Source organism: Streptomyces sp. ST2-7A (assembly GCF_021390475.1).
In the GTDB taxonomy this organism is placed as follows: domain Bacteria; phylum Actinomycetota; class Actinomycetes; order Streptomycetales; family Streptomycetaceae; genus Streptomyces.
The window spans coordinates 22,064-48,835 of sequence record NZ_JAJUWS010000007.1 but is presented as its reverse complement, the minus strand read 5'-3'; the positions used below and the strand labels follow the sequence as shown (position 1 = coordinate 48,835).

Below are 26,772 nucleotides of genomic sequence, written 5' to 3'. Positions count from 1 at the left end.
TCGAGGTCCACGGTCACCCGCACACCGGAGCTCGACTCAAGGTCGCCTCGTCGGCGGTCACGGAGGTCGCGACGAAGGGGTTCGACTCCTCGAGGTACAGGATCCACACCGGGTTCCCGTCCGGAGCGACCCGGGCGGCGAATCCCTCGGAGCCGTGGGAGCCCTCTCCCCACCGGAGTGTTCCGCCGTCGGGCAGAGGGTGGGTGCTGGTGATGTCGATCGAGGTGAACCATTCCGGGTGCGCCGTCGCTTCGGCGTCGAGGTCGAACGTGTCGCCGAGCCGCAGTCCGCCGGGGGCCCCGGGGTCCACCGCGACGGCGAACGACGTGCCGGTGGACACCAGGTGGAGGGCGTCCCGGATGAACAGGCGCCCCTCCCGCCACATCCCCACCATGCGGTTCATACAGCTCACCCCTGCGTCGGGTGCCTCCATCGGGCCCGCGAGGGCCGCCCCGCTCCCGCCCGAACCGCCCGCGTACGGTCGTCTTCCCCGGCGGAGACCTCCGCCGGGGAAGACGATCCCGCCGCCCGAACCGTCCCGGTTCCGGCGGGGCCGCCCGACGGGAGCGGGCCTCGTCACCACCCCGCCGGGCACGACCGGGCGGGGCGGTGACGCGTCACCGGGAGGCGGATGGCCTCAGCGGATGGCCTCAGCGGCCGGGTCGGACGACGGCGGCGTCGGCGACCGGGAGGGAGGGATAACGCTGTGGACGACCGCCGTTCCGCCCGGCGTCGAGCAGACCGACGGCACGGGCCTTGCGCAGGGCGTCCACCCGCGACACCGCGTTGAGTTTGGCGTAGATGTTCGTGAGGTGCCGTTTGACGGTGGCCTCGGTGATGAACAGCCGGGACGCTATCTGGGCGTTGCTCATGGCTTCGGCGACCAACCCCAGAAGCACCGCCTCCCGTTCCGTCAGAAGAGGTTCCACCGGGTGCGTCGGCCGACTTTTCAATCGTGCCGCCGTCTGCCGGGAGACGATGAGCACGACGGTGTTCGGGGGCCGGCTGGTGACCGACCGGATGACGGCGATCAACTCCTCCCGAAGGATGGACTTCAGCAGGTATCCGGTCGCGCCCGCTTCGAGCAGGTCGTGCACCATCTCCGGCTCGTCGTTCATGGTCAGGACGAGCACATGCGTCTCCGGCGCGACGCGGGTGATCTGCCGGATCGTCTCGGAGGCCCGGGGGCCGGGCATCCCGATGTCCAACAGGAGGACGTCGGGGCGTAACCGGGCCGCGAGCATCACGGCCTCGGTGCCGGTCGACGCCTCCCCCACCACGGCGAACTCCGGAACGGCGCGGAGAACCTCCTTGAGGCCGTCCCGCATGAGGGAGTGGTCGTCGGCGAGGCAGATACGGACGACGCGTTCGGCCGCGCCCCGGACCCGGGCGTCGGCCCCATCGCCGTGCCGGCCCGGTTCGCGAAGTGCCGGAACGTCGATTTCCCCGCGGATGCGGGAGTGAACGCCGGAAGTGGATGGATGTGAATCGGTAGGTGCGCTACGAGCCTTCAACAGTGGGTCCCCCTTGGCTCCACACCGATTTGGGAGCGCTCCCAAATCGGCCTACAGAACAGTTCTTCCCAGTTGCGGAAGCGTGATCCACCCCGCGGATTTCTCCCGGATCAACGCATGGTCATTGATTGTCACAGTAAGCCCTCCCTCCGACCTTTCGCCAGAGCGCCCCGAGCAACGCGGTGCGAACACTCGTGGTGGGAAAGTCACCGGCACGCCGCGCCCGCCGGGGGACACGGTGGCCGTGCGCGGGAGACGAACCGTCGGGAGCGGGTCGGGGGACGGGCGCGGTCCCCGGGCCCGCCCGGGGACCGCGGAAACGGGGTCCCCTCCGCCGACGCCACGGATTACGACCTTCCGTCCCGCGGTCGTAGCGGAGGCCGTACCCCGGTGCGCTCATGGTCGTACCCCCTCCTGCACTTTCGCCCACGATGCCGGTGAATCGGTTCCCCCGGCGGCCGGCGGCCACGAGTGTGTCCGTGGCCCGCCCGTTCCCTCGCGTCCGCCGACCCGCCCCCACCGAAACGGACCAGTCATGACCACGGATCGCCCATGACCACCGAACACCCCGACGCGGCACTCCCGCCCGCCGGCCCCGCCCCGGGGAGCGACGACGCCGGCACCGTGGGCCGCGAAACCGCCCCCGCGCGACCGCGACACGGCGCGGCTGTCGCGTGGCGCCGCGCCCTGACGGTGATCTTCGCGGTGGCCGTGGTGGCCGGTGTCCTCGTCGCCCTGCGGGGACAGGACTGGTCCGTGCTCGCCGAGCTGCTCCACGGTGGTTCGGCCGCCGCGCTGCTGGGTGCCTGCCTGGTCACCGCGGTCGGCCTGCTCTGCGGCACCAGGGCCTGGTTGCTGACGTTGTCGGCGATCGCGGCGCCGGTGCCCGCCCGCACCGGGATCCGCATGTTCTTCGTCGGCTTCCTGGGCAAATTCGTACCGGGGCGCGTGTGGGGCCTCATCGCACAGATGCGGATGGCCGAGCAGGCCGGGGTCACCAAGACCCAGATGGCCGGAACGTACCTGGTCAACCTCGTGATCGTGCTGCTCACGGGTGGTGTGGTCGGTCTGCTTGTCGCGCGGACCCTGCCGGCGGACGGCGCCGTGTGGCTGCTGCTTCCCCCGGCTCTGCTGCTCGTCCTGGTGGTGCGGCCCGACCTCATCCACGTGCTCGCGGGCCTGGCGGCCCGGGTCGCCGGGCGGCAGCCGCCCCCGCCACCCGGGCGGTCGGGGAATCTGCGCCTGGCCATCGTGTTCCAGACCGCCGCCTGGGTGCTCTCGGGCCTGCACGTCTGGGTGATCGCGGTGCTGCTGGGTGCCGAGCCGCTGCCCGCGCTACCCGCGGCGATCGGTGGTTTCGCCCTCGCCGTGGTGGTCGGGTCCCTCGCCGTGTTCGCCCCCGACGGCATCGGCGTCCGCGAGCTGCTGTTGGTGCCCGCCCTCGCCCCGGTCCTGCCGTTGCACGCCGCCGTCGCCGCGGCTCTCGGCAGCCGGGTCCTGACCCTGATCGCCGAACTCGCCACCTCCGGCGTCGCCCTGGGCGTTGTCGCCCTCCGGGACCGCCCCGCTGTTCCCACACCCTTCCGAGAGGAGAGCACCACATGACAGAGCTCATGGGCATCGAGGACGCCGAAAGACTCACCGTCGACCAAGTGCACGATCTGTACCGTCGGTACGTCAACAAGAGCCAGGTCTCCCTGATGACCTCGTTCGGATTCGGTCGGGAGCTCGTGGACCGGGCCGAGGGCGTCTACGTCTACACGCGGGACGGCCGCCGGATCCTCGACTTCACGGGTGGTGTCGGGGTCCTCAACCACGGCCACAACCACCCGCGGATCCTCGAGGCACGCAGGAAGTTCGCCGAGCGCGGGCGGATGGAGGTCCACAAGACCTACTTCTCGCCGTACCTGGCCGCGCTGTCGCACAACCTGGCCGCCGTGCTTCCGGGGGACCTCGACATGTCCTTCCTGCCCAACTCGGGCGCGGAGGCCGTCGAGGGCGCGGTCAAGCTCGCGTACAAGTACCACGGTGGTCGGCGGAACACCATCCTGCGCAGCGATATCAGCTTCCACGGCAAGCTCCTCGGCTCCGGCAGCCTCACCGGTGGCTCGCAGAACCACTTCGCCTTCCCCGGGATCCCCGGCGTGGTCGGCTTCACCTACGACGACCTGGAATCCGTCAGGGCCGCCGTCGAAGCGAGCCGCGACGCCAAGGGCAGGTCGGACGTCTACGCCCTGCTCATCGAGCCGTTCAGCGCCTCCACCATCCGATGGTGCTCCGAGGAGTTCCTGCGCGGCCTGCGGGACCTGTGCACCCGGGAGGACATCATCCTCATCTTCGACGAGATCTACAGCGGCTGGGGCAAGACGGGAACGATGTTCCACTTCATGCGCCACCCCGGTCTCGTCCCCGACGTGGTGACGACGTCCAAGTCCTTCGGCGGCGGCAAGTCCTCCATCTCCGCGTATGTCGCCCGCCGGCCCGTCTTCCGAAAGGCCTACGACAACCTCCAGGACGCCCTGCTGCAGAGCACCAGCACCACCTACTACGGCTTCGGCGAGGAGTGCGCCACCGCCGTCGAGGCGATCAACATCGCCGTCGAGGAGGACTTCCCGGCCCGTGCCCGGGCCATCGAGGGGGTGCTCGGCCCCGGCCTCGAACGCATCGCCAAGGAACACTCCGACATCGTCACCGACGTCCGCGGCGCCGGAGCCCTATGGGGCTGCTTCCTGGGCAGTCCCGGCATCCTCGACCTCGTCTCGAAGGTCGCCCCGGGCGGACTGGCGAAGGACCCGCAGTTCGGCACCAAACTGGTCACCTGCGCCGTGATCAACGCGCTCTACCACGACCACGACACCTACGCCTACTACACCCTCAACGGCAAGAACCCGCTCGTCGTCGGCCCACCGCTGGTCGCCACCACGTCCGAGGTCGAGATCTTCCTGGAGCGGCTCGACCAAACCCTCGCGTCCGGGCTGTCCCGCCTGGTCACCCGTTTCGTCCGACAGAAGGTGTCGTCGCTGTGGTGAGAACAGTGGTGGTAACGGGTGGCAGCGGCATGCTCGGCGGAAACCTGGTCCGCTCGTTGGCCGCGACGGGGACGCGGGTGCGGAGCGTCGACCTGCGCCCGCCGGTGGAACGGGTACCGGATGTGGAGCACCTGACGGCCGACGTGCGGGACACGGACCGGATGCGGGCCGCTCTGACCGGCGCCGACGCCGTGGTGCACACCGCGGCGGCGCTGCCCAGCTATCCGGAGGACGAGATCCGCTCGATCATCGTCGACGGCACCCGGAGCGTTCTGCGGGCCGCGCGGGACGCCGGGCTGGAACGCGCGGTGCACATCTCCTCCACCGCGGTCTACGGACTGCCGGAAACCGTGCCCACCACGGAGGACCATCCCCGCCGACCGGTCGACGCCTACAGCCGGGCCAAGGCGGGTGCCGAGGAGGTCGCCGAGGAATTCCGGGCCGGCGGACTGTGCGTCCCCATCCTGCGGCCCAAGACGTTCGTCGGTCCCGGCCGCATGGGCCTGTTCGCCATGCTCTTCGAGTGGGCCGAGGAGGGTCGCAACTTCCCGGTCCTGGGCCGGGGGGACGTCCGCATCCAGATGTTCGCGGTCGAGGACCTGGTCGACGCGGTCGCGGCCACGCTCGCCGCGCCGGCGGAGATCGCCGACGACACCTTCAACCTGGCGGCCGCCCGGTTCGGCACCCTGCGAGAGGACTTCCAGGCCGTGTTGGACGCCGCGGGTCACGGCAAACGCGTGGTGTCCATCCCGGCCGCGCCAGCGGTCCTGGCCCTGGACGCGCTGAGCCGGCTGCGGCTGTCACCGGTCTACGGGAGGCTGATCCACAAACTGCGCGCGGACTCCTACGTCAGCATCGACAAGGTGCGCGAGGTGCTGGGCTGGTCGCCCCGCCACTCCAACCGTGACGCCATCCTCGGCACCTACCAGTGGTGGCGCGACAACAGGGCCACCTCCCACGCGCCGGGATCCACGGGTCGGACCAGCCGGGAACCATGGAAACAGGGTGCCCTGGGACTGGCCAAAGCCTTCTTCTGACCGAGGAGACCATCGTGACGACCAGTGCCGACCAGCCCCTCGACACCACACTTCCCGTGAAACCGGCACGGCTCCGAGTACCGGAACGGCCGGTGGCCGACGTCCCGCCCCCGGGACCGATATACCGGCGCCGCAGCCTGCCGCGCGACCTCCTGGCCCTCGTACGCCCCGGTCAGTTACCGAAGAACCTGCTGGTGGTGCCCCTCGCCCTGTTGGACGCGGAGGCGGCGCCGGAGGGACTGCCGGTGCGCATCGCCTGGGCCATCCTGCTGTTCACCCTCGCGTCGTCCCTGGTGTACGTCTGGAACGACCTTCGTGACCGCGACCGCGACCGCATGCACCCCACCAAGTGCGACCGGCCGATCGCCTCGGGGCGGGTCGGCGTGCCGACCGCCATCGCCTTCGGGGGCGTCCTCGCGCTCCTGCTGGCGGCCGCGGCGCTCCTCGGTCCCGTCACGGCGTGGTGGCCGATCGTCGCCTATCTCTGCATCAACGCCGCCTACAGTTCCGGCCTGAAGCACGTCCCCCTGCTGGACGTCTTCCTGGTGGCCTCGGGGTTCGCCCTGCGCGTGGTCCAGGGGCACCTGGCCGCCGGCACCGGGATCCGCAGTTGGATGCTGGTCTCGGTGTTCTCGCTCTGCCTGATCTTCGTCCTGGGGAAACGCAGGCACGAGATGGAGAGGGGCGGGGTCTCCCACCGACCGGCGCTGCGCGGCTATTCCGTCCAGTACCTCGACCACCTGATCGTGCTGTGCGCCGCCGTGTCCGTGACCACCTTCCTGATCCACCTCCAGCAGGCGGTCGACACCCGGTCCGCCGACCTGGCCGTCTACGGCTCCGCGCCCTTCGCGCTCTTCGCCATGGCCAGGTACCTGCAACTGCTCCAAGTCCACGGCGACCGGGGCGGTGAGCCCACCCGCATCCTGCTGCGTGATCGCGCCATGCTCATCAATTCGCTGCTGTGGGCGCTGCTTCTCGGTGGCACGCTCCTCGCCCACCACTAGTCATCTCCCCAAGGAGGCACGTCGTGTCCCGACCCCTCGTGTCGGTCGTCATCCCCAACTACAACTACCGCAACTCCATAGGGCTCTGTATCGACGCGGCCCTGCAGCAGACGTACGAGCCGCTCGAGGTCATCGTGGTCGATGACCACAGCACCGACGACTCCCTGGAGATCGCCCGGCGTCGCGATGTGACGGTTCTGCGGACCCCGCGCAACAGCGGCGTGGCCGTGGCCCGCAACACAGGTGCGGAGGCGGCCGACGGCGAGATCCTGTTCTTCGTCGACTCGGACGTGGCGCTGCGACCCGACGCGGTGGAGAAAGCCGTCGAGGAGTTGCTCGCCCACCCGGAGTACGGCGCGGTCTGCGGCATCTACGAGGACCAGCCGCTGATCCGGGACAGCGTGGTCGAGGAGTGCCGGGTGCTGCAGGCCTACTGCTGGCGGATGGAGTCGCTCGGCACCGTCAGCTTCCTGTTCTCCTCGCTCACCGCGATCCCGCGTCGGGTCTTCCGGGAAGTCGGTCCGTTCAACCCGCGGCTGCGGCAGACCGAGGAGGTCGAGTACGGCGAACGAATGTCGGAGCGGTACCGGATCATGGTGAGCCCGCATGTGCTCGGACGGCACGACGACGACGAGAAGCTGTGGTCCCTGCTGCACAAGCTGTTCCGCCGCGCCCGGCTGAGGGTGCCGCTGTTCGCCCGTCGCCGGCGCTTCGCCAAGGGCTTCGAGACCGCCTCCCGGTCCATGGCCGCGGTGGCCGCCCTCGGCGCGGTCCTCACCCTGCCGCTCGTGCTGCTCGGTCCCGCCTGGTCGGTGGTGCCGACGGTACTCGTGGGGCTCTCGATCGCCGGTGACCCCTCCATGTACCGCTACGTGCTGAAGCGGCGTGGGGCACGCTTCCTCCTGGTCTTCACCGCGGTGGCCTTCGCCACGAACGTCGCCATCTCGGCGGGCATCGTGGCGGGCGCCCTGCAGTGGCTGGTCTCCGGTCGGTTCCGCCGGCTCTACGACTTCCCCTGGTCGTCCGCCGAGGAGCACACCCGCGAGGCGCACGTGGCGAGGTCGGAGCAGAGGCCCGGGATGCCCGGGATGACGGCGTGAGCGGGCGTGTCGGGGAGGTCGGGGCAACCGTGGAGGCCGGGACGGTCGGGGGGAGCGCGGTGGGGCGGGAGACCCCCGAACCGGAGCCCTCCCCACCGCGACCGCGGGTACGGGCGGCCCGGTTGCTCGGCACGGCGATCCTGTCCTGGACCCTGTTCGTCTCGGTGTTCTGGATCCTCACCGGTCGGCACTGGTGGTGGAGGCCGATGGAGTTGATGCCTCCCCCGGTCTTCCTGGTGGTACCGCTGCTCCTGCTGCTCCTCACCCCGCTGGCGCGCACCGCCCGGCTCCGCCTGGCGGCGGCCACGCTGTGCTGCGGGCTGCTCGGGCTGCCACTGGTGGGGCTGAACGTCCACGCGCTGCCGGGTGTCGGTGGCGTGCCGGACGCACCACCGGAAGCGGTCCGGGTGTTCTCCTGGAACACCGAGTACTGGACCGACGGCGACGACCCGGACGAGTTCTACGCGTACCTGCGCGCGCAACGGGCCGATGTCTACCTGTTGCAGGAGCACGTCTCCTGGGACCTCGACGCGCACCGCCCGATCCCCGCGGACCACGTGGGCGAACTCCGCGAACACTTTCCCGGTTTCCACGTGGTGGCCGTCGGTGAGTTGCTGACCCTCTCCCGGTACCCGATCGACGACTGGCGAGGGCTGGACAGCTGGCCACACCTCTCCGACCCCGCCATCGGTATGCCACCCGACGGCAGGTTCCCGGACTACTACCGGTACAAGGTGCTGCGCACCGATCTGCGGATCGACGGGCGGGTGACGACGTTCTACAACGTTCACATCCCGGTCCAGCTCGACATCTCGATGAACCCCTTCTCCTCACGATTCGTCACCTTCATGAGGGCCCAGGAGGTCCGCCGGCAGGCCACCTACCGCGCGCTGGAGGAGGACCTGGACGACAACCGGCTGCCCGTGGTGGTGGCGGGGGACCTGAACGGCACCTCGGCCATGGGTGAGGTGCGACGGTTGGGCGAGCGGTTGCGGGACGCGCTGCACGCCTCCGACGAGCTCTATCCCGTCTCCTGGCCCACCGCCCTCCCGGGGATGTGGCGGCTCGACCGGGCGTTCACCGGCGAGTCGGTAACGGTCCACGACTACCGGATGGTGGACAGCGGGGGCATGTCCGACCATCGGGCGCAGGCGCTCACCCTGTCCTTCGACACCGAATGACCCCACCGCGCCGACCGCCCCCATCGGGAGGGGTCGTAGCCGGTGGCCGGATACGTACGACGTAGGTCGTAGGACGAGCGCGCCGAAGCGCCCGAATCCCCCCGGAAGGGCCCCGGCGTCCCACCGGTCCTCCTACGGTGTCCCCAACCATCAGTCCGCGGCGGTGTCGACGGATTCCACCACCGCCGTCCCGTACACGAGAACTCCCGGAGAAACGATGCAGCAGCGAATCCTGGACGAGGCCACCGGCACACGGGTCAGCGCGCTCTGTCTGGGCGCCATGCCGTTCGGCACCACCGTGGACGAGGAGACGTCCTTCGCCATCCTGGACCGCTTCGTGGAGGCGGGCGGCACCACCATCGACACCGCGAACTGCTACTCGTTCTGGGTTCCCGGCGGCGAGGGCGGCGAGAGCGAGCGCGTGCTCGGCCACTGGTTGAAGGACCGCGGCGGCCGTGACCGGCTCACCATCGCCTCCAAGGTGGGTTCCGGCCCCGGCCCGGACGGTGGGGCGGAGGGGCTCGCGCCGACGGTCATCCGGACCCAGCTCGAGGGGAGCCTGAGCAGGTTGGGGACGGACCACCTGGACCTCTACTACGCGCACCGCGAGGACCGCGTCACCCCCGACGAGGAGACGCTCTCCGCGTTCCACGAGGCCGTGGCCGACGGCAGGACCCGGACGCTGGGCGCCAGCAATCACGCCGCCTGGCGGTTGGCGGAAACCCGCTCCCTGGCCGAGCGGCACGGCTGGACCCCGTACGCCGCCGTGCAGCAGCGTTACTCCTACCTCCGGCCCCGCCCGAACACCACCCTGCCCGAGGGCGGCCACGTGCACGCCGGTGACGAACTGCTGGACTACGTGCACAGCCACCGTCTCACCATGTTCGCCTACACCACGCTGCTCTGGGGCGCCTACAGCCGCCCGGGACAGCCGCTCCCGGAGCACTACGACCACCCCGGCACCGAGCGTCGGCTGCGGGCGCTCACCAAGGTGTCCGAGGAACTGGGGGTGACACCGATCCAGGTCGTCCTGGCCTGGCTGATCGGTGGCGAGCCCCCCGTGGTGCCGATCATCGGTGTCAGTTCGGTCGCCCAGCTCGACGAATGCCTCTCGGCCGCCGACCTGGAACTGCCCCGGGAACTGCGTCGGACCCTCGACGAGGCCGTCTGACGCCGACGTCCCACCAGTCCGCCGGTCGCGCCGGCGAGCGGCGCCCGGCCGGTCGTGCGATCGGATCGGCGCGCCCCGCCGGCGTGCGCCGATCCGATCGCATCCCGCCCTGGAGGTGTCCCCGTGACCGCGCACTCCCCGCCCGCCGCGGACGGTTCCCTTTCCCTGCCCCGGGTCTCCGTCGTGATTCCCAACTACAACTACGCGGGTCCCCTGGAGCTGTGCCTCGCGTCCCTCGACGCGCAGACCCTCCGGCCGTACGAGGTGATCGTCTCGGATGACGCGAGCACCGACGACTCCGTGGAGGTGGCCCGCCGCTTCGGGTGCCGCGTCCTGCGGGCCGAGCGCAACGCGGGCGTCTCCGCCGCGCGCAACAGGGGCGCCGCCGCCGCACGGGGCGACATCCTGTTCTTCCTCGACTCGGACCAGGCGTTGTCCCCCGACTCCCTGGAGAACGCCGTCCGGTTGCTCTCCGCGGACCCGGGGCTGGGCTGTGTCCACGGCATCATCGCCGCCGAACCACTCGTGGACGACGGCCCGGTGGAGTGGTACCGGACACTGCACGCGCACCACTGGCGGCTCAAGGGGGTCGGTCCCACCCCCACGGCGTACTTCGCCGCGGCGGCTCTGCCCCGCCGGGTGTTCGAGGAAGTGGGGCCGTTCGAACCGACGTTGCGCGACAGCGAGGACGTGGAGTACAGCGAACGCCTCTCCGCCCGATACTCCATTCGACTCACCGACCGGATCGTGGCGGCCCACGACGAGGAGCACCGGCTCGGCCGAATGCTGGGCGAACAGTTCCGGCGGGCCCAGTACCTGCTTCCGTTCGCCGCCGCGCATCGTCGGCGTCCCGGCGCGCTACGGGCCAACAGCGGGTTCGGGATGCTGGCGGCGCTCTTCACGGTGGCCGTCACGCCCCTGGCCGTACTCCACGCCGGACTGTTGGCGCTCCCGGTGCTCGGCGTGGCGGCCTTCGCCATGGCGGACCCCGCCCTGCTCGGGTTCGTCCGTCGCAAGCGGGGCGTCGGATTCCTCCCCCTGTTCGTCGGCCTTCACCTCCTGGTCAACGTCCAGATAGCCCTGGGAGCCGCGACCGGATGGGTGCGCGGCCGTTTCGACCGCGACTTCGGTGCCCGCGCGGGGCGCGTGTCCCGCCCCACCGTCGCGGCCGACCTCGCTCCCCTGTCGGATTCGAGCACCGCCGACCTGCCGGGAACGAGGACGGGATGAGGTACACGACGGGTACCGACCGCGTCGGAACCGCGGCCGGGTCGCGGAGGGCGGTGACGGGGAGCGCGGTGACGCGGAGGACCGGGCCGCACCGATCGAGTGCCCCGGGGGCGCGGGGCGAGGGGGTGGGGCGCCGGTGACCGATCCCCTGAGCGCCCATGTCGCGCAAGCGGCCTGGAGCCTCGTGCGCCGCGCGGAGACCTGGCGGGCCGGTGCCACGGGTGGCCGGCGCCCGCTGTTCGCCCGGGGGCCGTTGTTCCACGTTCCGGCCGGGGGGCCGGGGCCGGGGGTGACCCGGCCGGTGGCGCTGACCGTCGACGACGGGCCGGACCCCCGATGGACACCGCGACTGCTGGACGTGCTGGACGCCCACGGCGTGCGGGCGACCTTCTTCGTCATCGGCGAACGGGCGGCCCGGCATCCGGAACTTCTGCGGCGGCTCCTCGCGGCGGGGCACACGATCGGCAACCACACTTACGGACACCCGCAACCTTTCGCGGCCCTGCCCACGGCGCTGCTCCGGGAGGAGATCCGACGCACCCAGCACGTCGTCTCGGAGGAAACCGGCTTCACACCGACCTTCTTCCGCGCCCCCGCCGGTGGTTGGTCACGGACCGTGCTCGGGGCCGTGCGCGACCAGGGGTTGGTGCCCGTCGATTGGAGTGTGGATCCCAAGGACTGGCGTCCCCCGCCGGCGGCCCGTATCGCACGGATCGTGGCAAGCGCCCGGCACGGTGACATCGTGCTCTGCCACGACGGTGGTGGCGACCGGTCGGGAACCATCGCCGCACTCGACACGGCACTCGGGCGGCTCCTGCGTCGTGGAACGGTTTTCGCCCCGCTGTGACCGGCGGCACCCGGTACGCCACGGCATCTCGTCGCAAGCGGCGACCGGGAGCCCGGGCGGGAGACCCGACCCGGGGAACACGCCGCGCTCCCGGGGCCCCGGGGGGCGTGCCCCACCGCGTCACCGGGTCCCGACCCCCTCCCCGCGGAGGAGAGCGGTCGGGGAAGGACGCTCCCGGGGCCGGGAGGGCCCGGTGCTCCCCGACGTCCGTGCCCGGGGGAAGGCGCCGGGGAAGCCGGGGTCCGCGTCCGCCCGGTGCCGTCGGAATCGGTTCGGTGGAACCACCCGACCACCGAGCCCCCTCACGCGCGTCCGCCCGGTGCCGTCGGGGACGGGACCGGGCGGACGGGTGACGGCGGAGGGTCGGGATCAGCGCTCGGAGACGGTGCGCTCGGCGGGTATGCGGCCCAGCCGGCCGGCCTGGAAGTCCTCGAACGCCTGCTGGAGCTCGGCGTGGCTGTTCATGACGAACGGGCCGTAGTGGGCCATCGGCTCGCGGATGGGCCGACCGCCGAGCAGGATGACCTCCAGGTTGGGGATGTGGCCGTCCTGCTTCTCGTCGGCGCGGACGGTGAGGCTGCCGCCGGCGCCGAAGACGGCGGTCTGTCCCAGCTCGAGCGGGCGACGGTCGGTGCCGACCGTGCCGCGTCCGGCGAGGACGTAGGCCAGGGCGTTGAAGTCCTGCCGCCACGGCAGGGTGATCTCGGCGCCCGGGGTGAGAGTGGCGTGGACGAGGGTGATGGGGGTGTGGGTGGCACCGGGGCCGTTGTGCCCGTCGAGGTCACCGGCGATCAGGCGGATCACGGCGCCGCCGTCGGGGGAGGTGAGCAGCTTGACGTTGCCGCCGCCGATGTCCTGGTAGCGGGGGGTGCTCATCTTGTCCTTGGCGGGGAGATTCACCCACAGCTGGATGCCGTGGAAAAGCCCGCCCTTCACGACCATCTCCTCCGGCGGGGCCTCGATGTGCAGGAGGCCGGAGCCGGCGGTCATCCACTGGGTGTCGCCGTCGTTGATGACGCCACCGCCGCCCTCGGAGTCCTGGTGGATGAAGGTGCCGTCGAGGAGGTAGGTGACGGTCTCGAAGCCGCGGTGGGGGTGCCACGGGGTGCCCTTCGGCTCACCGGCGGCGTACTCCACCTCTCCCATCTGGTCCATCATGATGAACGGGTCCAGGTGCCGGTAGTGGATGCCGGCGAAGGCGCGGCGGACGGGGAAGCCCTCGCCCTCGAAGCCGCCGGGGGCGGTGGTGACGCCCAGGACCGGCCGGGCGGGGGTCTCGGCGGTGGGCTCCGCGACGCGGGGCAGCGTCAGGGGGTTCTCCACGGTGATGGCGGGCACGGTCGGCCTCCTCGTTGGCTGGGTGTTCGACTCATTCATTTAGTTGAATGGTAAACATCATGCCCGAGCCCGGGTATTCCCGAAAGGGGGCGGAGAGGGCGGCCGGCCGCGCGCTCGGCCGACTCGGGGGGCGCCGGGGGCGTGCCGACCCCGCCCCGGCGCCGGGGTACGGGCGGCGCCCGGGGGAGCGGTGGCGCCCGGGGGAGCGAGGGAGCGCGCCGGGACCGCCCCGAACCGACGCGGCCCGGACGGCGGAGGAGTGACGCGGCCGGGCAGCCGGGGGGCGTGCCGGGGCCCGGTCGGAGCGGGCGCGGAACCGGGCACCTGTAGCCGGAACCGGGCCGACCCCCGGCGCGGACACCGCCACCCGGCGGGGAATCCACCCCCGGTTGATCGGGACCGAACCGGGCACCCGGCGCGGACTCCCGCGCCGGCCAACCGGCCGGATCACTCCCCCGACACGACGCCGATCCCCGGCCCGGGGCCGGGCCCCGGCGTCGGTCAGCCGTAGACGCGGCGCATGGCGTAGTCGGTCATGTCGACGACCGCCTTGGCGTCGAAGACGATGCGGTGCTCGCCCTCCATGTCCATGGCGAAGCCGTATCCGGCGGGCAGCAGGTCGAGCACCTCGCCGCCGGTGACGGTGAAGTACCGCGACTCCTTGCCCGCGTAGCGGCGCAGCTCGCGCAGCGAGGTGAACAGCGGGATCACCGGCTCCTGCGTGGTCTGGACGGCGAGGAAGCCGGGCGTCTCACCACGCGGGCAGTAGACCTTCGCGCCCCAGAAGATGTCCTGGAACTCCTCGGTGGACATACCCCCGGAGACGTAGGCGCGCAGGGCGTCGGCGAGCGAGGGCGCCGCCGGGGCGGCACCGCCCGCGTCGGACTGCCGGCTCTGCTCCCGGGTCTCGGGGGCGCCGTAGCCGTGGTGCGCCTGTTGGGGGTAGCCACCGTGGTCGCCGTAGCCGGAGGGCTGCTGTCCCCCGTAGGGGGGCTGTTCCTGCGGCCCCGACACCCCGCCCTGTCCGTGCTGGTGGTGGCCCGGCCGACCGGGCTGGCCGTGCGGGGAGCCGTACGCGGTCTGGTCATAGCCGTACATGGACGAAAGCGTAACGACTCACATCCGCCCGGGAATCGCTTGCGTCTTATTACCGGTGGGTAGCATGATGGTGGTTACCTACCGGTACTGCCGGCGCCCACCACCGCCCCCGGCAGCCGCACCGACGAGCACACACCCCCGACACCAACGGAGTCGCTGCCATGGGGCACTACAAGTCGAATCTTCGGGACATCGAGTTCAACCTGTTCGAGGTCCTCGGCCGTGACGAGGTGTACGGCACGGGTCCCTTCGCCGAGATGGACGTGGACACGGCGAAGAACGTGCTGAGCGAGATCGCCCGCATGGCGGAGAACGAGCTGGCCGCCTCCTACACCGAGGGCGACCGCAACCCGCCGGTCTACGACCCGGAGACCCGCACCGCACCGGTACCGGAGGCGTTCCGCAAGAGCTACCAGGCCTACATGGACGCCGAGTGGTGGCGGCTGGGCCTGTCCGAGGAGCTCGGCGGCACCGTCGCCCCCCGCTCCCTCCTGTGGGCCTTCGCCGAGACCATCCTGGGCTCCAACCCCGCCGTGTGGATGTACGCCTGCGGCCCGGCCTTCGCCAGCGTCATCCAGGACGAGGGCACCGACGAGCAGCGGCACATCGCACAGCTGATGGTGGACCGCCAGTGGGGCGCCACCATGGTGCTCACCGAGCCGGACGCCGGTTCCGACGTGGGCGCCGGTCGCACCAAGGCCGTCGAGCAGGCGGACGGCACCTGGCACATCGAGGGCGTCAAGCGCTTCATCACCTCCGGCGAGCACGACATGTCGGAGAACATCATGCACTTCGTACTCGCCCGCCCCGAGGGGCACGGGCCGGGCACCAAGGGCCTGTCCCTCTTCCTGGTGCCGAAGTTCCGCTTCGACACCGAGAACGGTGAGCTCGGCGAGCGCAACGGCGCGTACGCCACCAACGTCGAGCACAAGATGGGCCTGAAGGTCTCCAACACCTGCGAGATGACCTTCGGCGCCAACGAGCCCGCCGTGGGGTGGCTGCTCGGCGGCAGGCACGACGGCATCCGCCAGATGTTCAAGATCATCGAGTTCGCGCGGATGATGGTCGGCACGAAGGCCATCGCCACCCTCTCCACCGGCTACCTCAACGCGCTGGAGTACGCCAAGGAGCGCGTCCAGGGCGCGGACCTGACCCGGTCCACCGACAAGACCGCCCCTCGTGTCACCATCACCCACCACCCGGACGTGCGCCGCTCCCTGCTCACCCAGAAGGCGTACGCCGAGGGGATGCGCTCGCTGGTGCTCTACACCGCGACCGTGCAGGACGAGGTGATGATCAAGGAGGCCGCCGGCGAGGACGCGACCGCCGCCGAGGCGCTGAACGACCTGCTGCTGCCGATCGTCAAGGGCTACGGCTCGGAGCGCTCCTACGAGCAGCTCGCGCAGTCGCTGCAGACCCTGGGTGGCTCCGGCTACCTGCAGGAGTACCCGATCGAGCAGTACATCCGGGACGCCAAGATCGACACCCTCTACGAGGGCACCACCGCCATCCAGGGCCAGGACTTCTTCTTCCGGAAGATCGTCCGCAACCAGGGCCAGGCCCTGACCGCCCTGTCCGACCGGATCAAGGGCTTCCTGGCCGAGGCCGCGGGCGGCGAGGAGCTGGCCGGGGCGCGCGACGCGCTGGCCCGCGCCGCCGGTGACCTGGAGGGCCTGGTCGGCATCCTGCTGACCGACCTGGCCGCCACCGAGAAGGACGTGAAGTCCCTCTACAAGGTGGGCCTGAACACCACCCGCTTCCTGATGGCGGCGGGCGACGTGGTGGTCGGCTACCTGCTGCTGCGCGGCGCCGCCGTGGCCGCGCAGAAGCTGCCGTCGGCGAGCGGGAAGGACAAGGCGTTCTACGCCGGCAAGATCGCCGCCGCCCAGCACTTCACCCGCGAGGTGCTGCCGCAGGTGGCCGTGGCCCGGGCGATCGCCGAGGGCACCGACCTGTCGATCATGGAGCTGGACGAGGCGGCCTTCTGATCGGTCGGTCCGGCCCGCCCGCCCGGGTCGTCCCGCTCGTTCCCCCACGGACACCCCGTGGCCGGCCCGCCCGGGCGGCGGGCCGGCCGGGCGGCGGGCCGGCCTTGCGGCGGGCTCCGGCACCTCCCCGCGGACCCGGGTTCCAACGGTCCTCGCAACACCCGCGATCCGTGGGAGTCGCGGGGACCGTTGGCGTCGGACGCGGTGACCTTCCGGGGTCACGGGAGCGTTTCCCCGCACGACCGGATGTCGTGGGGAACGTGATCGCGGTGGCGCGTGAGCCGGGGGTGAACCCGCATACGGCCTTCGGCCGGACCCGGAGGACCGGACGGCGTTCGGCGCCCCCACCGCGCCTTCGGGCGCCCGAAGGCGCGGTGGGGGCGCCGGGGGCGCTTTCCGTATGCTGAGACGCATGGCGCACACCCCCCACACCGGTGATTCCGAACAGGCCCTCTCCACCCTTGACGCGGCGGCCCGGGCGCACGCCGAGGACCTGGCCGCCTGGCTGGCCGTCTCCACCTCGCCGTACCACGCGGTGGCCAACGCCGCCGCGCGGTTGGAGAAGGCCGGGTTCCGCCGACTGCTGGAGACCGACGCCTGGGACGGCGCCGCCGCCGAGGCCGGCGGCCGGTACGTCATCCGCGGTGGCGCGTTGATCGCCTGGTGGGTGCCGGAGGGCGCGGGGCCCGCCACCCCGTTCAGGATCGTCGGTGCCCACACCGACTCCCCCAACCTGCGGGTCAAGCCCCTGCCCGACACCGGGCGGGCCGGCTGGAAGCAGGTCGCCGTGGAGATCTACGGCGGCACACTGCTCAACACCTGGCTCGACCGCGACCTGGGCCTGTCCGGGCGGCTGGTGCTGCGCGACGGCACCCCCGTGAACGTGCTGGTGGACCGGCCGCTGCTGCGCGTGCCGCAGCTCGCCATCCACCTGGACCGGCAGGTCAACGACGGTCTGAAGCTGGACCGCCAGCAGCACCTGATGCCGATCTGGGGCCTGGGCCGGCCCGTGGAGGGCGAGCTGATCGCCTTCGTCGCCGGCGAGGCGGGGGTCGCCGCCGACGAGGTGGCGGGCTGGGACCTGATGGTGCACAGCGTCGAGCCTCCCGCCTTCCTGGGCCGGGACCGTGAACTGCTGGCCGCGCCGCGCCTGGACAACCTGCTGTCCGTGCACGCCGGCACCACCGCCCTGGTGAACGCCACGACCACCGGTGGTGCCGGGGAGGACGGCCCGGTGATCCCGGTGCTGGCCGCCTTCGACCACGAGGAGAACGGCAGCCAGGCCGACACCGGCGCCGAGGGACCCCTGCTCGGCGGCGTGTTGGATCGGATGATCGCGGCTCGCGGCGGCTCCCCCGAGGACCGCGCCCGGGCGTTCGCGGGGAGCGTGTGCCTCTCCTCCGACACCGGCCACGCCGTGCACCCCAACTACCCGGAGCGGCACGACCCGGACCACCGTCCGGTCGCGGGCGGCGGCCCCATCCTCAAGGTGAACGTGAACCAGCGGTACGCCACCGACGGCGTCGGCCGGGCGGTCTTCGCCGACGCCTGCGAACGGGCCGGCGTGCCGTGGCAGAGCTTCGTCTCGAGCAACGCCATGCCGTGCGGGACGACGATCGGGCCGATCACCGCCGCCCGGCACGGCATCGCCACCGTGGACATCGGGGTGGCGATCCTGTCGATGCACTCCGCCCGGGAGCTGTGCGGGACGGCCGATCCGTACCTGCTCACCCGGGCACTGGAGGCGTTCGTCTCCGCGCCGGGGCCGGCGGGCGGGGTGCGCTGAGCGCCCCGGCGTCCGTGCCCCGTCCGCCCTCCGGTCGCACCCGCCCCGGCGCGCGCCCGCGCGCTGTCGGGGCGCGCGGTGTGCCCGGGGCGCCCGGGGCGCCCGACCTCTCCCCCGCCGGATCCCGGACCGCCGGCGCCGGGCCCCGCGCACCGCACCGCACCGCACCGCACCGCACCGCACCGGCGGGAACGGTCGGGACACGATCCGGTCCGGACATCCCCGCGCGAAGCCGCCGAAAGGCACGCGATCACGGGAAGCCCCCTCGAAGCGGGGGCGTTCCGCGCCCTAGGATCTGAAGCCGGTAAACCGTTCACCCGACGCCATGGCGCGGCGTACCGTGTGAGCACCCATCCAGCGAACGATCCGCCGAGGGGTCCCGTGTCTGTGCACTCCAGCATGCAGCCGTACATCGACGCCTGGACGCAGTCCATCGAGGCGATATCCGAACTGGTCACGCCGCTGGTCGATGGGGAGTGGAACCGCCGCACCCCGTGCCCCGGCTGGTCGGTGCGGGACGTCGTCTCCCACGTCATCGGTGGCGAGTGCGAGGCGTTGGGCGACCCCCGCCCCATCCACACCCTGCCGCGCGACCTCTACCACGTGACCGATGAGCCCAGCCGCTACACCGAGGTCCAGGTGGACGTGCGCCGCCACCACACCGGCCCGGAGATGACCTCCGAGCTGGAGTACACGATCATCCGCCGCGCGCGCCAGCTGCGGAACGAACGCCGCGCCCCCGACCACGTGATCAGCCACCCCCTCCTCGGCAGGATGACGCTGGAGCAGTACCTGCGGACGCGGGTCTTCGACATCTGGGCGCACGAACAGGACCTGCGACAGTCCCTCGACCGGCCGGGCAACATCGACTCCCCGGCCGCGCACATCGCCCGCGACATCATGCTGGAGCGGCTGCCGAAGGTGGTGGCGAAGGACGCGGGCGCCCCGCCGAAGTCCGCCGTGGTCTTCGACGTGAGCGGTCCGCTGGAATTCCTGCGCACGGTCCGGGTGGACGAGGAGGGACGCGGCACCCTCACCTCCAGCCCCTCGCTGGGCCCGCTGGTCACCCTCACCACCGACTGGGAGAGCTACTCCCGGCTGGCGTGCGGGCGCGTCCGGCCCCGGCGGGTGGCCGAGCTGGTCAAGGTGGACGGCGACGCGGACCTCGCCGGGCGCATCCTGGCGAACTTCTCCGTCACGCCCTGAGGGGCCGGATCCCGGTCGGGGCCCGGTCCTCCGGCGCGGCGGGCCCGTGCCGAACGAAGCCGGCTCGCCGCCCGCGACCCCCGCACGGTCGCGGGCGGCGCGTTTCGACGACCCGGACGGCGGCTCAGCCCTCGTAGCCGGTGGAGATGTAAAGGGTGATCTTGTCGGTCTCCGGGTTGAAGGCCTGGTGGGCCTTGGGCGACTGGTTCACGACCATGCCGTCGCCCTTGAGGACCTCGTTCACCTTCTCGTCGGGGTCGTAGTCCCACCCGGCGGCCTGGATGCACTCCTTCACCGACTCGAAGTGCTTGTCGTAGAAGTCGGGCATGGTGACCGTGCCCTCGTTCTCGCCCTCCTGGTCCCAGTACTCGCGAGCGGCGGTGCACTGGTTGCTGTCGACGGTCTTGCCCGGGTCGCCCTCCTTGTAGCGCGGCTCGCGCTCGGTGGGCTCGTCCTCGGTACCGGCGTCGCCCTCGGTACCGGCGTCGCCGGCGACCGCGGGGGCGTCGTCGCCGCCGTACCCGCCGCCGGTGTCGCCCGTGTCGTCACCGCCGGAGGAACCCGGCTCGGTACCGGCGTCGGTGCCCTCGCCACCGCTCGCGCCGGCGGTGTCGGTCCGCTCGGTCCCCCCGCCGGCGGTCTCCCCGTCGTCCCCACCGCCGACCAGGAAGAAGCCGGCGATCAGACCACCGGCCAGGAGCACCCCCAGGACGCCGAGGACCGCGGGCAGTACCCGGCTCCCGCCGGAGCGGGCCGCCCGCCGGGAGCCGGCCGCGGCCCCGTGCGCGGCGGGCGCCATGTGGTACGGCGGCGGGGTGGACAGGCCCACCGGCGGAGCGGTGGGGGCGCCGTGCCCGGTGTGCGGGTAGCCGTAGGCACCGGCCGGGGGCGGCGTGCCGTAGGGCGAGGGCGCCGCCGAGCCGTATTCGGGGAAGACGGCCTGCGAGACCGCCGCGCCGCTGGGCGGCGGGGCGGCCCCGGTGATCCGGGGGGCCGCGCCGGTCAGCCCCGAACGCACCTCCTCGCAGGCGCGGCGGAACTCCTCGGCCGACCGGAACCGCTCGTTGGGGTTCTTGCGCAGCACCCGGGCCACCAGGGCGTCCAGCGCCGGCGGCACCGAGGCGTTGATCGAGGAAGGGGTCGGCGGCTCCTCCTGCACGTGCGCGTAGGCGATCGCCAACGGGGAGTCCGCGTCGAACGGCAACCGGCCGGTGAGCAGCTCGAAGAGCATGATGCCGAGCGAGTACAGGTCGGAGCGGGCGTCCACGGCCCGCCCCAGCGCCTGCTCCGGCGACAGGTACTGCGGGGTTCCCACGACCATGCCGGTCTGGGTCATCGCGGTCACGCCGGACTGCATCGCGCGGGCGATGCCGAAGTCCATCACCTTCACGCCGCCGCGTCGGGTCAGCATGACGTTGCCCGGCTTGATGTCCCGGTGGACCAGGCCCATCTCGTGCGAGACGTCCAGCGCCGCGCAGACCTCCATGGTGACGTGCAGGGCCTTGTCGGCGGGCATCGCGCCGTGACGGGCGATGTCCTCGTCCAGTTCGTTGCGCAGCGGGCGGCCGTCGACGTACTCCATGACGATGTACGGCACCGGCTGCCCGTCGATGACGTCCTCACCGGTGTCGTAGACCGACACGATGGTGGTGTGGGTCAGCTTCGCCACGGACTGCGCCTCGCGCTTGAAGCGCTCGCGGAAGGAGTCCTCCCGGCCCAGATCCCCGTGCATCGTCTTGACGGCTACCTGCCGGTCCAGGATCGAGTCGTGCGCCAGGTGCACCGAGGCCATGCCGCCGGTGCCGAGCAGCTGCTGCAGCCGGTAACGACCGGCGCCCACCGCGCGGCCCGTGCGGTCGGCCGGCGGCTGCGCGTGCTCTGTCATGGCTCTCCCCCGTGGGCGGTGGTAACAGGCCAAGTCTGCCTCAGGGGTATGACGCGTCAAGCCCGTTGTCCGTTCCGTGACTGCTTGGGTGGCGGGGGTGTGACGGGTCGGACATTCGGGATTCGGGGCCCCGGGTGGGGAACCCGGGACGGGGCGGAGGACGTTGACCCCGGTGGGAGCCGTCACCCGGCCCGTGGCGCGGGTGCGGACCGACGACCCCGGGACCTCCCGGGCCGTCCCCCCACCCCTCCGCGGCCCGTCACCGGACGCCCGGAGCCCCGACGGCACGGCCCCGGAACGGGGCGGGGCGGCGGGGGTTCGCTTCCGGCGACTTTGCGGTGCGGGACGGAAACCGGTTTGATTGCTGCTCTCAACAGGGCGACGCAGGCGAGGACCGATGGCTGAGGAACGGGACGCCGCGGGCGGCGCCGGCGGGGCGGACGCTACCGGCGGCGGGACGCCCCCCGGCCCCTCGGGCCCCCCGGCATCCGGCGGTGCGCGGAACGATCGCGGGGCCCCGGACGGCTCGGATTCGTGGGGGCACCGGGGGCTGGTCGGCGACGGCCGCTACCGCATCCTGCGCCGGCTCGGCCGCGGCGGTATGGCCGAGGTGTTCGCCGCCGAGGACGTGCGCCTGGGCCGGGTGGTCGCGGTCAAGCTGCTGCGCTCCGACCTCGCCGAGGACCCCATCGCCAAGGCGCGCTTCACGCGCGAGGCGCAGTCCGTCGCCGGGTTGAACCACCACGCGGTGGTCGCCGTTTTCGACTCCGGCGAGGAGCGGATGGGCGGCCAGGTCGTGCCGTACATGGTGATGGAGTTGGTCAACGGCCGCACCATCCGCGAGATGCTCAACGACGACGCGGACGCGGCGGAGGAGGGCCGGGGGCCCGACGGCCCGGCGCGCACCGACCGGGCGCTGGACATCGTCTCCGGAGTGCTGGAGGCATTGGCCTACAGCCACCAGCACGGCATCGTGCACCGTGACATCAAGCCCGCCAACGTGATCATCAACGAGACCGGCTCGGTCAAGGTGATGGACTTCGGCATCGCCCGCGCTCTGCACGGCGCGCAGTCCACCATGACGCAGACCGGCATGGTGATGGGCACCCCGCAGTACCTGTCGCCGGAGCAGGCCCTCGGCAAGGCCGTGGACACCCGCTCCGACCTGTACGCCGTGGGCTGTCTGCTGTACGAGTTGCTGACACTGCGCCCGCCGTTCACCGGGGAGACCCCGTTGTCGGTGGTCTACCAGCACGTGCAGGACATCCCGCAGCCGCCGTCGACGGTGTCGCCGGAGGTTCCGCCGGAGCTGGACGGTCTGGCGCTGCGGGCGCTGGCGAAGAACCCGGACGACCGTTTCCAGTCCTCCGAGGAGATGCGGGCGCTGGTGCAGCACGCGCAGCGGATGCTGCGCGAGCACGGCAGCCACACCGGTGGGCTGTGGAACACCGGTTCGCTGACCGCCGACACCCCGGCGATGGGCACGGCCGCCACGGGCTCGGCCGCCGCCACGGCGGCGATGCCCGCCGCGACCTCCGCCCACCGCGTCGCGGAGACCAGCCGGCTGGGCCCACCACTGCTGCTCGGCACCCCGCCGCACGGGGAGAGCCGGGTCGGCGGCCCGGGTGACGGCCGGGCCGGCCGGCGACAGGTCCCGCGCTGGGCGCTGCCCGCCGTGCTGGCGGTGGCGGCGGTGGGCCTGGGCGTGCTGGTGGCGTTCAACGCCGCCGGCGGCGAGGAGTCCCCGGTCGCCCCGGATCCGACCCCCACGGCCCCGGTGGAGACCGAGGAGCCGGAGGAGACCGAGGAGCCGGAGGAGCCGGAGGAGACCGAGGAGCCGGAGGAGGAGAACACCGGACCGTTCTCGCCCGCCCCCGGGGGAAGCCAGTCCGGCGGCGGATCGTCCTCCGGCGGCCAGGGGTCGAACGGCTGGCAGAACGGCGGGGGGAGCACCGGCGGCGACGAGGGTGTCGACGAGGGCGCGACCACCGAGGGCACCGCCGAGGGCACCGACGGCGGGGACACCGGCGGTGAGGACACCGGCGGCGTCGAGCCGCCCGGCAATCCCGGCGACCCGGGGACCACCACCGGAGAGCCGGGGAACCCCGGCGGCGACGGGGGCGCGCCCGGCAACCCGGCGACCGGTGGCGGCGACCAGGGCGCCACCGGTGGTGACGCCGGTGCGGCGGCGGGCGGCGGCGGCGACGTTCCCCCGGATGGCAGCGGGGGCTGACACGGAGCACGGCTTTCGCCGGGGCCCCGGGGGCGGAGAACCGCACCCGGGGCCCCGGCGTTCCCACGCCGGGAGGGTGGCGGGTCGGGGCGCGGGGAGCCCCGTTCGGCGCGGACCGGGCGCTGCGCCGGGGGGACCGGGGCCCGGTGATGCGGGGTGGGGCGCGACGCCGGCACGAGGCCATGGCCGGTGCGGGGCGTGGAGCGCGGTCCGGGCCGGTGCGGGGCACGGAGCGGGGTGGGGCGCACCATCCGGCACGGGGCACGGGGCACGGGGCACGGGGCGGTCCGGGGCCGTTCCCGGCGGCCGGGCTCACGGCACCGTCCGGCACGGTGCCATGAGCCCGGGCGCCGGGAACGGGCGGATGACGGCGGATCGGGGCGGATGACGGCGACCGGAGACAGGGACGCCCATTCGAACACTCTGTGTCACAATTTTCGGTTCCCGGCCGGCTGTCCGAGGGCCTCCGACCGGGGTGTCCACCGGCGGAAAGGGCCCCGCGGAACAACCCGTCCGAGCTTCCCACCACCAGGGATCAGGAGTTCGAGGGGTGACGTCGATCTCCCGAAGTGCCGAGCCACTGTGCTGGTAATATTAGCTGCACACGTCACGAGTGTTGCCGAGAGTGATCTACGATGCCGGCGTGCCGCTCACCCTCGCGCCGCCCCAGAGGCGGGATCTCCGCTCCATCCTGCGCCGATTCGACATCGGTGACCCCCACACGTGTACCCGCCTCACCCGAGGGTTGCTCAATCGCGGATACCACCTCGTCACCACCCGTGGTCGTTTCTTCCTCAAACATCATCTGGGGGGCGACGACCAATCCGTTCTCCCCGTGGAGACCGCCCATCGCGTCGTCACCGCCCTCGACGGGGCCGACCTCCCCGTCTGCCCCCCACTCACCGACCGTGACGGGAAGACCGTCGTCCTCCTCGGTGACCGCTCCTACGCCGTCCACCCCTGGGTCCCGGGTCACCACCTCGAGGGCGCCGCGCTCACCCTCCACGAGGCGCACCGCCTCGGCGACCTCCTCGGCCGCCTCCACCTCGCCCTGGACCGACTGCTCCCCCGCCCGATCGGCCCGCTCCCCGGCCTCGGCCTGGAGGCCGCCGACCCCGAACGGACCCGACGCACCGCCGAAAGACTCATCGCCCGCACCCGGCAGGCGCGGCACCGCACCGACTTCGACCTCCTCGCCGAACGCCGCCTGCGCGAACGCCTGGTACTCCTCGACCACCACGCCGGTGACCGCCCCGACCGGTCGGTCATCCCACCCACCGGCTGGGTGCACGGCGACTTCCACCCCCTGAACGTCCTCTACTCCCCGGAACCCCGGGTCCCGCGCGGCCTCCCCCCCACCGGTCGAGGAGGCCCTCCCGGGCGCGAGGCGCTCGCCGTCATCGACTGGGACCGGCTGGGCACCGGACCGCGCGCCGAGGAGGTGGTCCGGGCCGCCGCGATCTTCTTCCTGCTCCCCGACGGCACACTCGACCTGCCCCGCGTCCGCGCCTACGCGCGCGGCTACCGCGCCGCCGCCGACGTGGACGCCGACGAACTGGCCGCCGGCGCGCACCGGGTGTGGTGGGAGCGGCTGAACGACTTCTGGATCCTGCGCTGGCACTACGAGCGGGAGGACCCCCGGGTGGACCCGCAACTCCCCGCCACCTCCGCGCTGGTGCCCTGGTGGAGTCGGAACGCGGCGGCGGTCCGGGACGCGTTCCGCGCCTGAACCGGCGGGACGGTTCGGGCCCCGGCCGGGTGCCGTGCCGGAACTCCGCCGCCCCGCACCTCGGCCAGGTGCGGGAACAACCGCAGGTAGACGGCGGTGTCGGGCTCGGCAGCGGGTCCCACGGGCGTGTCGGACGGAGCGGACGGGCCGCGCCGGGCGGATTCGTCGAACGCCCCGGGCGATCCGGGAGCACCCGGAGCATCCGGCGCGGCGAACCCGGTGGGGACGGCGACGCCGGATTCGATCGGGGTCGAGCGAACACCCCGCGTACCGAGGGCGTCGGACGGGACGGACCCGGCCGGCGCGGCGGGCTCGCGCCCCGGGGGCGCGCCATGCGTTCGTCCCGCCCCCGGAGGCGGAACGAAGGCAGCCCGTTCGGCGGGCTCCGGCACCACCCGGCGGGCCGTCCCGATCACCTGCACGCTGCGGAGTCCGCCGGTGGCGGGCCCCTCGCCGGTCGCCGCCCGGTAGGCCAGCACCCCGCCGTCCGCGCCGTGCGGCACCTCCCCGCCGTCGATCACCCGCAGCAGCACACCCCCACCGGTCACCAGGTGCTCGGCGGGGAGCAGGAAGGGCAGGGCCCGCCGGGTCACCGCCGCCTGACCGGCCGGCAGGGAGGGCAGCAGGCGCAGCGCCTCCGCCACGTCCGTGGAGAGGACCGCGCGGCCACCGGGCGCGGCGGGCCTCCCCGCACCGGGGCCGGTGGGACGGGCAGTGACATCGGTACCGTCCTCGTCGGGGATGTCGACGATCGCCTCCGCCGCCGCCCCCCGGGCCGGGAGGGTCGGCGCGGACGACGACGGGGGCCGGTGCCCGGGCACGCCGGGGCCGGACCGGGAAGGGACGGGCATGGGCCCAGCCTGCCCGGCCGGCGGTACGGCCCGGAAGCGGGAAAGGTCCCCGACACGCGGCCACAGGTCCCCGCGAAACGGGTCCCCGACCGGGACCCCCGGCCCGGAACCACCGGCCCGAAAGCACCGATCGACGACAAACCGACGAACCCGCCGCATCCCGGATGGGCGGGAACACCCGAGGCATCGATCCGGGCCGTCCGAAGCCACCGGCGGACCGGGCCCGGGGAGCGCGCCGTGCCCATGGGGCGGAGGTGGTGGGCGGTGGCGGTGGGCCCTGCCCGGCCGCGCCCCCCGATGCCCCTGCCCGCCCCCCCTGGGGGGGCTCGCGCCGCGTCCGCATGCCGGGGAACACACGACGGGGCCCGCGCCGACCCCGGATGCCGGAGGTCGTCCTCCCCGTATCGGCCGGTACCCCGCACGCCGCCCGCCCCGCGCCCGCCAGGTGCCGTCGCCGCCCGCGCGGCGCCCGCCCCGGGACGTCGGGTACGTCCCGACTCCGCGTACCGGCAGGCGGGAGCGGCGGAACACCGTGGCTCCGGCCC

General features: G+C 72.7%; 20 protein-coding genes. 14 read left to right on the top strand and 6 right to left on the bottom strand.

All coding sequences use genetic code 11. From position 1 onward, the window contains the following. Window positions 1-13 precede the first annotated feature (13 nt). Together LZF96_RS06315 and LZF96_RS06310 are read right to left on the bottom strand one after the other, a co-directional pair. Complete coding sequence (locus LZF96_RS06315; RefSeq protein WP_233866756.1) at window positions 14-403, bottom strand: hypothetical protein; 390 nt, start codon at window positions 401-403, stop codon at window positions 14-16. Window positions 404-650: 247 nt separating this feature from the next. Beyond that, window positions 651-1,355 (bottom strand): response regulator transcription factor, encoded by a 705-nt coding sequence (locus tag LZF96_RS06310; RefSeq protein WP_308294160.1) that lies wholly within the window; start codon window positions 1,353-1,355, stop codon window positions 651-653. Window positions 1,356-2,066: 711 nt separating this feature from the next. On the opposite strand from LZF96_RS06310, the gene LZF96_RS06305 reads away from it, so the two are divergent. The 9 genes from LZF96_RS06305 (at window position 2,067) to LZF96_RS06265 (ending at window position 12,113) form a co-directional block, all read left to right on the top strand. Then, entirely contained in the window at window positions 2,067-3,119 is a 1,053-nt protein-coding gene (locus LZF96_RS06305; protein WP_233866740.1) for a lysylphosphatidylglycerol synthase domain-containing protein, read from the top strand. Next, window positions 3,116-4,543, top strand: a complete 1,428-nt coding sequence (locus tag LZF96_RS06300) for an aspartate aminotransferase family protein (protein ID WP_233866738.1) — start codon at window positions 3,116-3,118, stop codon at window positions 4,541-4,543. The genes LZF96_RS06305 and LZF96_RS06300 overlap by 4 nt, the downstream gene beginning before the upstream one ends. Next, window positions 4,537-5,580 (top strand): NAD(P)-dependent oxidoreductase, encoded by a 1,044-nt coding sequence (locus LZF96_RS06295; protein ID WP_233866736.1) that lies wholly within the window; start codon window positions 4,537-4,539, stop codon window positions 5,578-5,580. The genes LZF96_RS06300 and LZF96_RS06295 overlap by 7 nt, the downstream gene beginning before the upstream one ends. 14 nt (window positions 5,581-5,594) lie before the next feature. Beyond that, the gene (locus LZF96_RS06290; protein ID WP_233866733.1) at window positions 5,595-6,584 is read left to right on the top strand and encodes a UbiA prenyltransferase family protein; all 990 of its coding nucleotides are present in this window, start codon (window positions 5,595-5,597) and stop codon (window positions 6,582-6,584) included. A 23-nt stretch (window positions 6,585-6,607) separates the two neighbouring features. After that, the gene (locus LZF96_RS06285; RefSeq protein WP_233866730.1) at window positions 6,608-7,684 is read left to right on the top strand and encodes a glycosyltransferase family 2 protein; all 1,077 of its coding nucleotides are present in this window, start codon (window positions 6,608-6,610) and stop codon (window positions 7,682-7,684) included. Continuing rightward, the gene (locus LZF96_RS06280; RefSeq protein ID WP_233866728.1) at window positions 7,681-8,865 is read left to right on the top strand and encodes an endonuclease/exonuclease/phosphatase family protein; all 1,185 of its coding nucleotides are present in this window, start codon (window positions 7,681-7,683) and stop codon (window positions 8,863-8,865) included. Before LZF96_RS06285 ends, LZF96_RS06280 begins: the two co-directional genes overlap by 4 nt. A gap of 217 nt (window positions 8,866-9,082) precedes the next feature. Further along, complete coding sequence (locus LZF96_RS06275) at window positions 9,083-10,036, top strand: aldo/keto reductase (protein ID WP_233866722.1); 954 nt, start codon at window positions 9,083-9,085, stop codon at window positions 10,034-10,036. Between the two features lie 123 nt (window positions 10,037-10,159). Further along, the gene (locus LZF96_RS06270) at window positions 10,160-11,266 is read left to right on the top strand and encodes a glycosyltransferase family 2 protein (protein WP_233866706.1); all 1,107 of its coding nucleotides are present in this window, start codon (window positions 10,160-10,162) and stop codon (window positions 11,264-11,266) included. Between the two features lie 136 nt (window positions 11,267-11,402). After that, on the top strand, window positions 11,403-12,113 hold the full coding sequence (locus LZF96_RS06265; RefSeq protein WP_233866703.1) for a polysaccharide deacetylase family protein: 711 nt from the start codon (window positions 11,403-11,405) through the stop codon (window positions 12,111-12,113). Window positions 12,114-12,482: 369 nt separating this feature from the next. Here LZF96_RS06265 and LZF96_RS06260 read toward each other — a convergent pair whose 3' ends face one another. Then, complete coding sequence (locus LZF96_RS06260) at window positions 12,483-13,451, bottom strand: pirin family protein (RefSeq protein WP_233867092.1); 969 nt, start codon at window positions 13,449-13,451, stop codon at window positions 12,483-12,485. A 501-nt stretch (window positions 13,452-13,952) separates the two neighbouring features. Beyond that, entirely contained in the window at window positions 13,953-14,549 is a 597-nt protein-coding gene (locus LZF96_RS06255; RefSeq protein WP_233866700.1) for an SseB family protein, read from the bottom strand. A 161-nt stretch (window positions 14,550-14,710) separates the two neighbouring features. Between LZF96_RS06255 and LZF96_RS06250 the strand changes: the two genes are divergently transcribed. From LZF96_RS06250 to LZF96_RS06240, 3 genes are all read left to right on the top strand, one after another. Beyond that, window positions 14,711-16,537: an acyl-CoA dehydrogenase gene (locus LZF96_RS06250; protein ID WP_233866698.1), complete on the top strand. Its 1,827-nt coding sequence runs from the start codon at window positions 14,711-14,713 to the stop codon at window positions 16,535-16,537. A gap of 412 nt (window positions 16,538-16,949) precedes the next feature. After that, the gene (locus tag LZF96_RS06245; RefSeq protein WP_233866695.1) at window positions 16,950-18,323 is read left to right on the top strand and encodes a M18 family aminopeptidase; all 1,374 of its coding nucleotides are present in this window, start codon (window positions 16,950-16,952) and stop codon (window positions 18,321-18,323) included. 381 nt (window positions 18,324-18,704) lie between these two features. Further along, a complete protein-coding gene (locus LZF96_RS06240) occupies window positions 18,705-19,529 on the top strand; it encodes a maleylpyruvate isomerase family mycothiol-dependent enzyme (protein ID WP_233866692.1) in 825 nt (274 codons plus the stop codon). A 124-nt stretch (window positions 19,530-19,653) separates the two neighbouring features. Here LZF96_RS06240 and LZF96_RS06235 read toward each other — a convergent pair whose 3' ends face one another. Continuing rightward, window positions 19,654-21,414, bottom strand: a complete 1,761-nt coding sequence (locus LZF96_RS06235) for a protein kinase (protein ID WP_233866689.1) — start codon at window positions 21,412-21,414, stop codon at window positions 19,654-19,656. 397 nt (window positions 21,415-21,811) lie between these two features. Between LZF96_RS06235 and LZF96_RS06230 the strand changes: the two genes are divergently transcribed. Both LZF96_RS06230 and LZF96_RS06225 read left to right on the top strand, forming a co-directional pair. Further along, complete coding sequence (locus LZF96_RS06230) at window positions 21,812-23,647, top strand: protein kinase (protein WP_233866686.1); 1,836 nt, start codon at window positions 21,812-21,814, stop codon at window positions 23,645-23,647. Between the two features lie 643 nt (window positions 23,648-24,290). Further along, complete coding sequence (locus LZF96_RS06225) at window positions 24,291-25,376, top strand: phosphotransferase (protein ID WP_233866683.1); 1,086 nt, start codon at window positions 24,291-24,293, stop codon at window positions 25,374-25,376. On the opposite strand, the gene LZF96_RS06220 is transcribed toward LZF96_RS06225, so the two are convergent. Then, window positions 25,268-26,227, bottom strand: a complete 960-nt coding sequence (locus LZF96_RS06220) for a hypothetical protein (protein ID WP_233866680.1) — start codon at window positions 26,225-26,227, stop codon at window positions 25,268-25,270. The genes LZF96_RS06225 and LZF96_RS06220 overlap by 109 nt on opposite strands. Between the last annotated feature and the right edge of the window lie 545 nt (window positions 26,228-26,772).

Excerpts from the sequence above, each read along its gene's own strand:
- LZF96_RS06250 (WP_233866698.1), top strand. The coding sequence starts at position 14,711 with ATGGGGCACTACAAGTCGAATCTTCGGGACATCGAGTTCAACCTGTTC.
- LZF96_RS06245 (WP_233866695.1), top strand. The coding sequence starts at position 16,950 with ATGGCGCACACCCCCCACACCGGTGATTCCGAACAGGCCCTCTCCACC.
- LZF96_RS06275 (WP_233866722.1), top strand. The coding sequence starts at position 9,083 with ATGCAGCAGCGAATCCTGGACGAGGCCACCGGCACACGGGTCAGCGCG.
- LZF96_RS06255 (WP_233866700.1), bottom strand. The coding sequence starts at position 14,549 with ATGTACGGCTATGACCAGACCGCGTACGGCTCCCCGCACGGCCAGCCC.
- LZF96_RS06300 (WP_233866738.1), top strand. The coding sequence starts at position 3,116 with ATGACAGAGCTCATGGGCATCGAGGACGCCGAAAGACTCACCGTCGAC.
- LZF96_RS06315 (WP_233866756.1), bottom strand. The coding sequence starts at position 403 with ATGAACCGCATGGTGGGGATGTGGCGGGAGGGGCGCCTGTTCATCCGG.
- LZF96_RS06230 (WP_233866686.1), top strand. The coding sequence starts at position 21,812 with ATGGCTGAGGAACGGGACGCCGCGGGCGGCGCCGGCGGGGCGGACGCT.
- LZF96_RS06220 (WP_233866680.1), bottom strand. The coding sequence starts at position 26,227 with ATGCCCGTCCCTTCCCGGTCCGGCCCCGGCGTGCCCGGGCACCGGCCC.
- LZF96_RS06235 (WP_233866689.1), bottom strand. The coding sequence starts at position 21,414 with ATGACAGAGCACGCGCAGCCGCCGGCCGACCGCACGGGCCGCGCGGTG.
- LZF96_RS06305 (WP_233866740.1), top strand. The coding sequence starts at position 2,067 with ATGACCACCGAACACCCCGACGCGGCACTCCCGCCCGCCGGCCCCGCC.